Source organism: Aliivibrio fischeri (genome assembly GCF_009727955.1).
Classification (GTDB): Bacteria; Pseudomonadota; Gammaproteobacteria; order Enterobacterales; family Vibrionaceae; genus Aliivibrio; species Aliivibrio fischeri_A.
Window position 1 is genome coordinate 1,313,186 of the sequence record NZ_WOBR01000004.1, and the last position, 11,921, is coordinate 1,325,106.

Annotated in this window: 11 protein-coding genes; 7 read left to right on the top strand and 4 right to left on the bottom strand. The window is 38.7% G+C overall.

Annotated elements, in window-relative coordinates; all coding sequences use genetic code 11:
- The 7 genes from mrdA (at position 1) to lipA (ending at position 7,442) form a co-directional block, all read left to right on the top strand.
- On the top strand, positions 1-1,881 hold the full coding sequence (gene mrdA, locus GNP81_RS09335) for a penicillin-binding protein 2 (RefSeq protein WP_155671501.1): 1,881 nt from the start codon (positions 1-3) through the stop codon (positions 1,879-1,881).
- Complete coding sequence (rodA, locus tag GNP81_RS09340; protein ID WP_005418170.1) at positions 1,881-3,002, top strand: rod shape-determining protein RodA; 1,122 nt, start codon at positions 1,881-1,883, stop codon at positions 3,000-3,002. Before mrdA ends, rodA begins: the two co-directional genes overlap by 1 nt.
- The gene (locus GNP81_RS09345; protein WP_155674990.1) at positions 3,002-3,811 is read left to right on the top strand and encodes a septal ring lytic transglycosylase RlpA family protein; all 810 of its coding nucleotides are present in this window, start codon (positions 3,002-3,004) and stop codon (positions 3,809-3,811) included. Before rodA ends, GNP81_RS09345 begins: the two co-directional genes overlap by 1 nt.
- Before the next feature lie 280 nt (positions 3,812-4,091).
- Complete coding sequence (locus GNP81_RS09350) at positions 4,092-5,267, top strand: serine hydrolase (protein ID WP_005418164.1); 1,176 nt, start codon at positions 4,092-4,094, stop codon at positions 5,265-5,267.
- Between the two features lie 135 nt (positions 5,268-5,402).
- Positions 5,403-5,672 (top strand): DUF493 family protein YbeD, encoded by a 270-nt coding sequence (ybeD, locus tag GNP81_RS09355; RefSeq protein WP_005418162.1) that lies wholly within the window; start codon positions 5,403-5,405, stop codon positions 5,670-5,672.
- 134 nt (positions 5,673-5,806) lie between these two features.
- Positions 5,807-6,484 (top strand): lipoyl(octanoyl) transferase LipB, encoded by a 678-nt coding sequence (gene lipB / locus GNP81_RS09360; protein ID WP_011261452.1) that lies wholly within the window; start codon positions 5,807-5,809, stop codon positions 6,482-6,484.
- A complete protein-coding gene (lipA, locus tag GNP81_RS09365) occupies positions 6,477-7,442 on the top strand; it encodes a lipoyl synthase (RefSeq protein ID WP_155674989.1) in 966 nt (321 codons plus the stop codon). The genes lipB and lipA overlap by 8 nt, the downstream gene beginning before the upstream one ends.
- A 78-nt stretch (positions 7,443-7,520) precedes the next feature.
- On the opposite strand, the gene GNP81_RS09370 is transcribed toward lipA, so the two are convergent.
- The 4 genes from GNP81_RS09370 to gpt form a co-directional block, all read right to left on the bottom strand.
- Positions 7,521-8,777: a glutamate-5-semialdehyde dehydrogenase gene (locus GNP81_RS09370; protein ID WP_336495391.1), complete on the bottom strand. Its 1,257-nt coding sequence runs from the start codon at positions 8,775-8,777 to the stop codon at positions 7,521-7,523.
- Between the two features lie 14 nt (positions 8,778-8,791).
- Complete coding sequence (gene proB / locus GNP81_RS09375) at positions 8,792-9,901, bottom strand: glutamate 5-kinase (protein WP_011261449.1); 1,110 nt, start codon at positions 9,899-9,901, stop codon at positions 8,792-8,794.
- A 168-nt stretch (positions 9,902-10,069) separates the two neighbouring features.
- Positions 10,070-11,308 (bottom strand): esterase FrsA, encoded by a 1,239-nt coding sequence (frsA, locus tag GNP81_RS09380; protein WP_155674988.1) that lies wholly within the window; start codon positions 11,306-11,308, stop codon positions 10,070-10,072.
- Between the two features lie 144 nt (positions 11,309-11,452).
- Positions 11,453-11,911, bottom strand: coding sequence for a xanthine phosphoribosyltransferase (gene gpt, locus GNP81_RS09385; protein ID WP_005418150.1), 459 nt, complete (start codon positions 11,909-11,911; stop codon positions 11,453-11,455).
- Positions 11,912-11,921 lie beyond the last annotated feature (10 nt).

Below are 11,921 nucleotides of genomic sequence, written 5' to 3' on the forward strand. Positions count from 1 at the left end.
TTGATTAAGCGCAAACGCACACAGATCCGTGACTATCACGCTGAAACGAGATTATTTGCATCACGTGCAATTATCTCGTTTTCAGGGATCATTGTACTTATTGGTCTGCTTTTGACTAACTTGTACAACATTCAAATCAATGAATTTCAAGATTATAAAACACGCTCAAATGATAACCGTATTAAGATAGTCCCTATCGCACCAAACCGAGGATTAATCTTTGATAGAAACGGAAATCCATTAGCGGAAAACCGCCCTGTTTTTAATTTAGAAGTGACACCAGATAAGGTATCTAATCTTCCTCAGTTATTCACTGAGTTACAAACTATCTTACCAATCACACAAGATAATATTGATGACTTTCAAAAAGAACGTCGCCGTACTCGTCGTTTTAAATCCGTCCCTCTTCTTACTCAATTAACACAAGAGCAAGTAGCGATATTTTCTGTTAATCAACACAAATTCCAAGGGGTTGAGATAAAAGCTTACTTAAAACGTTTTTATCCTTATGGGAAAACCCTCACGCATGTTCTTGGTTATGTAGCTAAAATTAACGACCGTGATTTAGCTCGTTTAGCACGTGAAGAAAAAGACGCAAATTATCAAGCAACTCGTGATATTGGTAAATTAGGTATTGAACGCTTTTATGAAGATATTCTTCATGGAACCGCAGGCTATCAAGAAGTTGAAGTAAATAGCCGAGGTCGAGTCATTCGTACACTGAAGTATGTGCCACCAATCCCGGGTAAAGATATCGTATTAAACCTAGATATCAAACTTCAAAAGTTTGTTGAGAAACAACTCGATGGACGCAGAGGTTCTGCCATTGTTCTTGATCCAAAAACCAGCGCTGTTTTAGCTATGGTTTCAAGTCCAAGCTACGATCCGAACTTATTTGTACATGGCATTTCAAGTAAAAATTACAGTGCCCTATTAAACGATCCTGATCGCCCATTAGTTAACAGAAGCACATTAGGTATCTATCCACCAGCATCAACTGTAAAACCATTTATCGCAGTTTCTGCATTAAAAGAGAAAATTGTTACCACAGAAACAACCCGTGATGATCCTGGTTATTGGCGCATACCTAACTCTAAGACTAAACCATTTAGAGACTGGAAACGTTGGGGTCACGGTACAGTTAACTTAAAACAATCTATTGAAGAGTCTGTTGATACCTTCTTCTATCAAATCGCCTATGATATGGGCATTGATAGACTATCAAGTTGGATGATGAAATTTGGTTTTGGTGATTATACCGGTATTGATATTCGTGAAGAAAGTAAGGCGAACATGCCTACTCGTGAGTGGAAAGTTGCCCGTTTCCGTACCCCATGGTACCAAGGGGATACTATCCCTGTAGGTATTGGTCAAGGCTACTGGACAGCAACGCCAATGCAGCTTGCAAAAGCAACCGCTGTATTAACCAATCATGGTAAAGTTCAAGCACCGCATTTATTAAAAAGCATCATTGAAAATAATAAAGAAGTGCCTTATGAACCAGAACCTTACCCACCAATTGAAGGGGTAAAAGACAGTTACTGGCAATTAGCTATTGATGGCATGATTCTAGTAAATAATGGACGTAAAGGTACAGCAAGAAGAGCTTTTGCAGGCACGCCTTATGTAAGTGCTGGTAAATCAGGTACATCGCAAGTATTCGGTCTAAAAGAAGATGAAGAATATAATGCAGATGAAATTGCAGAGCACTTACGTGACCACGCCTTATTTACCGGTTTTGCACCAGCAAAAGATCCAAAAGTTATTATTTCTCTAGTATTAGAGAATGGTGGTGGTGGCTCTAGCCAAGGTGGTCCAATAGCTCGTCACGTCTTCGATTATGTATTATTACCGAAAACGGAAGAGGCAACTAAGAAGTAATGAGAGTTGATATTGCATCAGGAAAGAATCGCGACTTTTTTCATCGTATTCATTTAGATTTACCGCTACTGTTGGGTATTTTACTACTAATGGCATGCGCCTTAGTGATTATGTACAGTGCTAGTGGTCAAAGTTTATTGATGATGGACAAGCAAGCAATGAGAATGTTGCTTTCTTTAGGAGTCATGTTTTTTCTTGCGCAAATATCGCCAAGAGCCTATGAAGCTGCAGCTCCCTATGTTTTTACTATAGGGATCTTTCTATTGTTAGGAGTACTCCTATTTGGTGAAGCCTCAAAAGGTGCTCAACGATGGTTGAATTTTGGCTTTGTTCGATTTCAACCATCAGAGCTTATCAAATTAGCCGTGCCATTAATGGTGGCTCGTTATATTGGCAATAAACCCTTACCACCAACGGTTAGAACTCTCTTTTTCGCTCTGTTAATGGTCTTTGTTCCAACCATCATGATTGCCAAGCAACCAGATCTAGGAACCTCAATATTGATTGCTGCATCGGGTATCTTCGTTATTTTTCTAGCTGGTATCAGTTGGAAAATAATCACAGCAGCAGCCGTTGCCGTTGGCGCTTTTATCCCTATTTTATGGTTTTTCTTAATGCGACCTTATCAAAAAGTTCGTGTTCAAACGCTATTTAACCCTGAATCCGATCCACTTGGTGCTGGTTATCATATTATTCAATCTAAGATAGCGATTGGTTCTGGTGGCCTATTAGGAAAAGGATGGTTACACGGGACCCAGTCTCAACTCGAATTCATACCTGAGCGACATACCGATTTCATTTTTGCCGTGATTGCAGAAGAATGGGGACTTATTGGTGTTATTGCTTTATTAACGCTCTATCTATTTATCATTGGTCGCGGCTTATTTTTGGCGAGTCAAGCACAGACGGCTTTTGGACGCATGATGGGAGGAAGTGTTGTACTAAGCTTCTTTGTTTATATTTTTGTAAACATAGGCATGGTAAGTGGCATTCTTCCTGTTGTAGGCGTTCCTCTTCCCTTAGTTAGTTATGGTGGTACTTCCATGGTTACCCTCATGGCTGGTTTTGGTATTTTAATGTCAATCCATACACATAGAAAAGTTCACTCAAAGGCAAATTAATGCGTGTTATTCTACTTGCAGTTTCTCTTATATTAGCGGGTTGTGCTTCTGAACCACCAAAAAAATCAACTGATGAACCTAATGCTGGTCGTTATCAAATTGATAATGACATTGCACCTGATATGCCAATTTCAGTTGAACATATTGAAGATGCTCACCCTCGTTATGAGCCAAAAAGTTTATATGGCAACAAAGATTACACCTTATTAGGCAAAGATTACCCGATAGTAAAAGAACCCAAAGGGTTTACTCAAGAAGGGATAAGTTCTTGGTATGGTAAAAAATTTCATGGCCATAAAACATCAAATGGCGAAGTGTATGATATGTATTCAATGAGTGCAGCTCATAAAACACTTCCGCTCCCAAGTTACGTAAAAGTAACCAACAAAGACAACGGAAAAACAGCCATTGTTCGAGTTAATGATCGTGGACCTTTTCATGAAGGTCGAATTATAGACTTAAGTTTTGCAGCTGCCGCCAAACTTGATGTACTTAAAACCGGAACAGCAAATGTAAAAATCGAATATATTTCTGTAGATAAACCGACAAATCCACAAGAATGGCATGCAATAGACCCTAATCAATATCATATTCAAATGGTCGCCGTTAAAAATGAACAAAGTGCGGATAAAATAGCAAAGAAACTAGAAGCACAATTTAATGCCCCAACAAACATTATAAAATCAGGTAATGTTTACCGTGTTCGTTTAGGGCCTTTTATTGATAGAGACAAAGCAGATAAAACATTAATCGAAGCAAAAAATGGACAATATACTTCAGCGTTTATCATCCAAGAACTGAAGAAGTAATGATTTCAAAGATGACAATATCAACAGAAATGTCAATCTTTAGTAAATATTGTAAGTAAATATCCAGCATCTCTTATTGATGTAAATGTTAATGAACTAATGTGGAATCTTATTGTCTTTATATAACAACAAGATAGGAATGTCTCATAAAAAGAGCAGATGAATTTTTATTATCTTTCTTTTCATATAAAATCAGTTATTTAATTACACATCTGGTTATGATATTCAAATCTGCTATTATGTACGCAGTTTCACTACCTCACAGTGCAAAGTTATTATTATGAAAAATTCAGCGAAACAGTTAAAACGACTTATCTTATCGAGCTTTATTTTAGGCTCAACCGTTGCTGTAGCAGCACCTGCGGTTATTCCAAATGCACCGCAAATCGCAGCTAAAGGCTACGTATTAATGGATTATCATTCAGGCAAAGTATTGGCTGAAAAAGATATGAACGTTCGTATGAACCCAGCAAGCTTAACTAAAATGATGACAAGTTATGTTATCGGTCAAGAAATTGAAAGTGGCAACATTTCAATGGATGACGATGTAGTTATCAGTAAAAATGCTTGGGCTAAAAACTTCCCTGGTTCATCAAAAATGTTCATTGAAGTGGGTAGTACTGTAAAAGTTCGTGAACTTAATAAAGGTATTATCATTCAATCTGGTAACGATGCTTGTGTAGCAATGGCTGAGCATGTTGCGGGATCTGAAGATGCATTTGTTGACCTAATGAACGCGTGGGCAAAAACATTAAATCTGAAAAACACACACTTTGCTAACGTTCATGGTCTTGATCGTGATGACTTATACTCAACGCCTTACGATATGGCATTGATTGGTCAAGCCTTAATCCGTGATGTGCCTGAAGAATATCGCGTATATTCTGAAAAATCATTTACTTACAATGGTATCACTCAATACAACCGAAATGGTCTATTGTGGGATAAAAGCATGAACGTTGATGGCATTAAAACAGGCCATACAAACGGTGCTGGCTTCAACCTAGTAAGTTCAGCAACTGAAGGGAAAATGCGTTTAGTTGCTGTTGTTATGGGAACTAAATCAGGTAACGCTCGTAAAGCAGAAAGTAAAAAATTACTTAACTACGGTTTCCGTTTCTTTGAAACAGTTTCACCGCATAAAGCAAATGAAACATTCGTAACTGAAAAAGTATGGATGGGTAGCACCGATGAAGTTGCTTTAGGTGTTGCAGAAGACACGTATGTAACTTTACCGCGTGGTCAAGCTAAGAAAATGACAGCAAGCTTTGTATTAGAAAAAACGCTTGAAGCACCTATCTACAAAGGTGATGTTGTTGGTAAGCTTTACTACCAAATCGATGGTGAAGACATTGCTGAATATCCACTACTTGCTCTAAATGATGTGGAAGAAGGTGGTATCTTTAGCCGTCTTATCGATTACATTGTTCTAATGTTTAAAGGCTGGTTAAGCTAATATTCAGCTAAGCTTGGAATACATAAAAGGCAGCTTCGGTTGCCTTTTTTAATTTACTGGATTAACACTTGTTATCTGACCTAGGTCACAGTAATATTCTCAACATATATTATCCACTCTCGATTGGAGACGGTTATGCAAGAGCAACCAAAGCTAAAAGATCTTCTAGAATTCCCATGTAAATTTACGTACAAAGCCGTTGGCCTTGCTCATGAAGAGCTTCCTGAGCTTGTTCTTGAAGTGATCCAACGCCATGCTCCTGGCGATTACACACCAGCAGTAAAGCCAAGTGGCAAAGGTAACTACCACTCAGTATCAGTAAGCATTACAGCGACCTCTATTGAGCAAGTAGAAACTCTTTATAAAGAACTAGCGGAAATCGAAATCGTTCGTATGGTTCTGTAATAAAATGATAGGCAATATTAGCTGATAATATTGCCTACCTTTTTGATCTTTTGATATACCCCTACATTTCTTATCTATTCCTTCCCTTCTATCCTTGCTATCATTAGGCAAATTTTCAACCTAGTGTGATCTAATTGAACAAACGTCTAGTGGTTAAAAATCTTGGTCGACAAGATTACGAACCGGTATGGAAAGCAATGCATACTTTTACCGATGAACGTGATGAAAATACATGTGATGAAGTATGGCTAGTGGAACATAACCCTGTATTTACACAAGGACAAGCAGGTAAAGAAGAACACGTTCTTGCTGCTGGTGATATCCCTATTGTAAAAAGCGATAGAGGTGGACAAGTGACTTATCACGGTCCGGGTCAATTAGTTGCTTATGTATTAATTAATTTGCGACGTAAAAACATTGGTGTACGTGAATTAGTAACGCATATTGAAAATACCGTAATCAATACATTAAGTCATTTTAATGTTGAGTCAGCAGCACGTCCTGATGCTCCGGGAGTGTATGTTGATAACAAGAAAATCTGCTCATTAGGATTACGCATCCGTAAAGGATGTTCATTTCATGGATTAGCACTTAACATTAATATGGATTTATCTCCTTTCCTACGTATAAACCCTTGTGGTTATGCTGGTATGGAAATGATCCAACTTCATGACTTAGTTAAAGATAACATGACAGTAGAGAATAAAGCAGAACACGTCGAAGATGTTCATCCTTTACTGATTAAAGAATTAACAACACTACTTGATTACACTGATATCGAGTATTTAACGGAAAGCAGCAATCATGAGTAAGCCAATCCAAATGGAAAAAGGTGTAAAATACCGCGATGCCGATAAAATGGCATTAATTCCAGTTAAAAACATGCCTACAGAGCAAAAAGAAGTACTACGTAAGCCTGAATGGATGAAAATCAAACTTCCTGCTAGCAGTAAACGTATCGACGATATCAAATCAGCAATGCGTAAGAATAACCTTCACTCTGTATGTGAAGAAGCCTCTTGCCCTAACCTAGCAGAATGTTTTAACCACGGTACTGCAACCTTCATGATCTTAGGTGCTATCTGTACCCGCCGTTGTCCTTTCTGTGATGTTGCCCATGGCCGTCCTGTTGCACCAGAAGCTGAAGAACCAAAAAAACTGGCTAAAACAATTCAAGATATGAAATTGAAGTATGTGGTAATTACTTCGGTTGACCGTGATGATTTACGTGATGGCGGTGCTCAGCATTTTGCAGATTGTAACCGTGAAATCCGTGCATTAAATCCTGAAATCCGCATTGAAACATTGGTTCCAGATTTCCGTGGCCGTATGGATCGCGCTCTTGAAGCGATGATCGATAACCCGCCAAATGTATTTAACCATAACTTAGAAACCGCACCTCGTCTTTACCGTAAAGTACGCCCAGGAGCGAATTACCAATGGTCTTTAGATCTACTTAAAAAATTCAAAGATCAGCACCCGAACGTTCCGACTAAATCGGGCCTAATGATGGGCTTAGGTGAAACAAAAGAAGAGATTGTTGAAGTATTAAAAGACTTACGAGCTCATGGTGTGACCATGCTTACTCTGGGTCAATACTTAGCACCAAGTCGTCACCACTTACCAGTAGAACGTTACGTTCCACCTGCTGAGTTTGATGAGTTAAAAGAAATCGCATTAGAACTTGGGTTTACTCACGCTGCATGTGGTCCTTTTGTTCGCTCTTCTTACCATGCCGATCTTCAAGCTAAAGGCGAAGAAGTTAAGTAAGGTCTAGGGTCTGAATAATAAAAAAGGTTGACGTTTTGGCGTCAACCTTTTTTGTTTATAGATACTTTAACGTTGAGACTAAGAACGGATTAGATAATCTGCTTTACCTACCCATTTATAGCTTGTTAGCTCTTCTAAGCCCATTGGACCACGTGCGTGAAGTTTCTGTGTAGATACCGCAACTTCTGCACCTAAACCAAACTGAGCGCCATCAGTAAAGCGTGTTGATGCATTTACGTATACCGCAGCAGAGCCAGCCGTATTAATAAATTTTTCAGCTGATTCAATATTATTCGTTAGAATGGTATCAGAATGACTCGCGTTATGCTTTTGCATATGTGCAGCAGCTTCATTAACATCAGCAACCACTTTCACACCTAATGTGTAACTTAACCATTCGGTATCAAAATCACCATCTTGCGCTTCACGTAGCGAGATGCCATCACACTCTTTTAATAAAGCATAAGCTTTAGGCTCAGCCACTAACTCAACACGACCAGCCATATTATTAGCAAGTAACGTTAAGAATTGTGGTGCAACGGCTTCATGAACCAGTAATGTATCTAATGCATTACATGCGGATGGACGTTGTGCTTTTGAATTATCAACTACAACTAACGCTCTTTCTAAATCAGCACTTTCATCAACAAACGCATGGCTAATACCAAAGCCACCAATAATCACAGGAATAGAGCTGTTTTCTTTACACATTTTATGTAAACCAGCACCACCACGTGGAATGATCATATCTACATAATCATCCATAGTCAGAAGTTGAGACACTAATTCACGATCTGGCTTTTCGATATATTGAACAGATGCTGCTGGTAATCCTGCTTTTTCCAAAGCAACTTGAATAACTTTTACCAACTCCATATTAGAGAAAAACGTCTCTTTCCCACCACGTAAAATGCTTGCGTTTCCTGTTTTCAAACACAAAGAAGCAATATCAATGGTTACATTTGGTCGAGCTTCATAAATCACACCGATAACCCCGATAGGTACACGGCGGCGTGATAATGACATGCCATTTTCAAGGACTTTACTGTCGATCTCACTGCCAACAGGGTCGTTTAAACTAATAACATTACGTACATCATTAGCAATACCAACCAAACGCTCTTCAGTCAGTAATAAGCGATCTTGCATCGCTTCAGAAATGCCCGCTTCTACAGCCGCTTTAATGTCTTTTTCATTGGCTGCCAATATCGCATCTTTATTTGCTTCTAATTCATCAGCAATAATTGCAAGTGCTTTATTCTTTTGCGCTGTCGGGGCAACAGCTAAGTCAAATGCAGCGGCTTTAGCTGCTTGACCCATAGTTGTTAAATTCACAATATATCCTTTTACTAAATCAGTACTAAATCATCACGATGGATAGCTACAGGGCCATATTCGTAGCCTAATACTGCGTAAATATCCTGACTGTGTTTTCCTAAAATCTTAGATAAGTCGTCACTTGAATAACGTGAAATACCACGAGCGATCAATTCACCTTTTGTATTCACAATTTTCGCTACGCCACCACGAACGAAATGGCCTGATACTTCAGTGATCCCTTTACTTAATAAACTACTGCCTTTTTGCTGTACGGCATTAACTGCGCCTTCATCAATAACAATGCTGCCTTTTGATGGAGGTCCCGCTAAAATCCAACGTTTACGACTCTCTAGAGCACACTCAACAGGTAAGAACTTCGTACCTTGAGGTTTAGAATTAACCACATCAGTAATGACATTCTCAGCACTACCAGCAGCAATAATTACTTCAATACCAGCTCGGCGCGCCACATCAGCAGCTTGCAGCTTCGTCGCCATACCACCAGTACCAAGAGTTGTACCACTTCCGCCAGCTATCTTGCGTAATGTTTCATCGATAGTATGAACTTCTTTGATCAGTTCTGCTTTTGGATCTTTACGTGGATCAGCAGTAAATAGACCCGATTGGTCTGTTAACAATAATAATTTATCTGCGCCCGCTAAAATACCGACTAATGCAGAAAGGTTATCGTTGTCACCGACTTTAATTTCATTGGTTGCTACCGCATCATTTTCATTAACGATAGGAACGATGTTATTTTTTAATAGCGCCTGAAGCATATCTCGTGCATTTAAATAACGCTCGCGATCATCTAAATCAGCTCGAGTTAATAGCATTTGACCTACATCGACACCATAAATACCAAACAAACTTTGCCATGCTTGAATTAAGCAACTTTGACCAACAGCAGCTAATAACTGCTTGTTAGCCATGGTTTTGGGTAGTTCGGGGTAGTTAAGATGCTCACGGCCAGCAGCAATTGCGCCTGACGTAACAACAATAACTTGATGGCCAGCTTTTTTTAGCTGAACACATTGGCGAACTAATTCAACCATGTGTGCTCTATCTAATTTTAATGTGCCACCGGTGAGTACACTTGTACCAAGCTTAACTACTATGGTTTGAGATTGTGTATTCAATTCCCTACTACCTATTTTACTTAAATAAATGATGTAAATTTTACGACAATAATCATCGTAACGTTGTTGGTAAAACTGACACTACTTTTAGCAAGCAAATCAGAACAGTACAAGCTTAAAATAGCATTTAATAACATTTCACTTTAATTCTATTAATAAAAAGAGAAACTATTGCTTCATTTCCTCTTTGATCCATTCAATCATCTGCTTTAATGCTTCTTCATAGCCACTATGTAATGTCTTACTATTTAGCTCAACCCCTTTACCATATTTGCTAAAGAGAGCCGCTAATTTATTATCTGACTTAGGTGAAACAGGATCATCCTTCAGACCAATGGCTAAAACGGAAACTGATGTTTTTCGCCCGCCAGACAAGAAACCTTGATTTTTTAGCGACCATGCTTGCATTTGATTTGTAAGACTATTTATATCAACAACTTGCTTAGCCAACCTTGAAGCTAACACATCAAGATACATTTTAGGCATGGTTTTCAATCTTGTTGAATTGGTTAGAATTTGATGCACAGGTGCGCCTAATGCAACACAAGCTTTTAATCGACTTGGCTCTAAAAACGAAAGGCGCAATGCGACATTACCGCCAAATCGAAATCCCATAACAGCAGCATGAAAACGATCTACCCACGGAATATTCGGAAGATAATTCAATACAGCTTGATGCAAACAACTTGAATCTTCACTTAATGGCCAGTGAGAACTATGGCCTATTGATGGCATATCTAATGTCAACATCGCCATATTATTAGGTGCAAGAAAGTCACGATACAAACGCCACATATCCGTTTGTAATGAATCCATACCACCACTCACTATAACGACAGGCAATGGTTTTTCTGTATTTGGTAAATGCAAATAGCAGGTTATTTTTCTTCCCTGATATGGCACAAGTATTTTTTCAACACGGTGAGAAGTTTGTTTTGCAGCCATATCATAGGCTTGACTAGCTAACACTTGTGATTGAATCGCTAAGTTATCTCCTTTTATATGAGGATAACCTGCCACACTAAAATACAAGCTTGCTTTAAAATACGCTTCTGCAGCCTCATCACCCTCAAGTTCCGAAGCATTTTTTTGATGCTCCATTCCCGCATGGATCCATTCATAGGCCCAGTTTCCAGAATGATACCCGCTTACAGTATCTAACCATTCATCACGTGAACGATGTTTTTTACTATTTGCAATACGAGCTAATATTGATTCAAGTTCTATTGCATCAACACCTTGCCATATCCATTGCGGTCGGCGTAATTCACGATACCAAGTACGCCCACTGTGTTCCAATTGCGCCAAACTACTAGGAAGATAAGGAACCAAGCCAGACGTTTCTAATGCTTGTTTATGATTTTTAAACAATTTAACTGAAAGATTTTCACTCTCTGGTTGAGGCATATCTACCACCAATCAACAACATATTCATATTCTCACTATATACTGAAAGAAGAATAAGGAATATGAAGAAGCGAATAAAATTAAGTTTTAAATAAAAAAAATGACCCTATAAAAGAGTCATCTTATTAAAATAATTTTTGCTAATTATTTTTTAGCAATAGGATCTACGTAAGTTACCGCCATATCCCAAGGTTGTTCAATCCATGTATCTTGTGGGATATCTACAACATAAGCGTCGACTAAATGAACACCTGCAGGTTTAGCACATACCGTAACTAGTTTACCTTTAGGGTACATTTCACGTAATTTAACCGCAGTATCTCCGCTATCGACTAGATCATCAATGATGATGAAACCTTCACCGTCACCTTCCATAGCTTTAACAACCGTCATATCACGCTGATGATCATGGTCATAGCTTGAGATACATACTGTATCAACATGACGAATATTTAGCTCACGAGCTAAGATTGCAGCAGGAACTAAACCACCACGGCTCACAGCCAAAATACCTTTCCATTGATCTGCAGGAAGTAACTGTTCAGCAAGCTGACGAGTATACATCTGCATGTTGTCCCAAGTGATTACAAATTTATTAGCCATAATTGACAAA

Coding starts and splice junctions, on each gene's coding strand:
- rodA (WP_005418170.1), top strand. CDS start 1,881: ATGAGAGTTGATATTGCATCAGGAAAGAATCGCGACTTTTTTCATCGT.
- GNP81_RS09345 (WP_155674990.1), top strand. CDS start 3,002: ATGCGTGTTATTCTACTTGCAGTTTCTCTTATATTAGCGGGTTGTGCT.
- GNP81_RS09350 (WP_005418164.1), top strand. CDS start 4,092: ATGAAAAATTCAGCGAAACAGTTAAAACGACTTATCTTATCGAGCTTT.
- ybeD (WP_005418162.1), top strand. CDS start 5,403: ATGCAAGAGCAACCAAAGCTAAAAGATCTTCTAGAATTCCCATGTAAA.
- lipA (WP_155674989.1), top strand. CDS start 6,477: ATGAGTAAGCCAATCCAAATGGAAAAAGGTGTAAAATACCGCGATGCC.
- frsA (WP_155674988.1), bottom strand. CDS start 11,308: ATGCCTCAACCAGAGAGTGAAAATCTTTCAGTTAAATTGTTTAAAAAT.
- gpt (WP_005418150.1), bottom strand. CDS start 11,911: ATGGCTAATAAATTTGTAATCACTTGGGACAACATGCAGATGTATACT.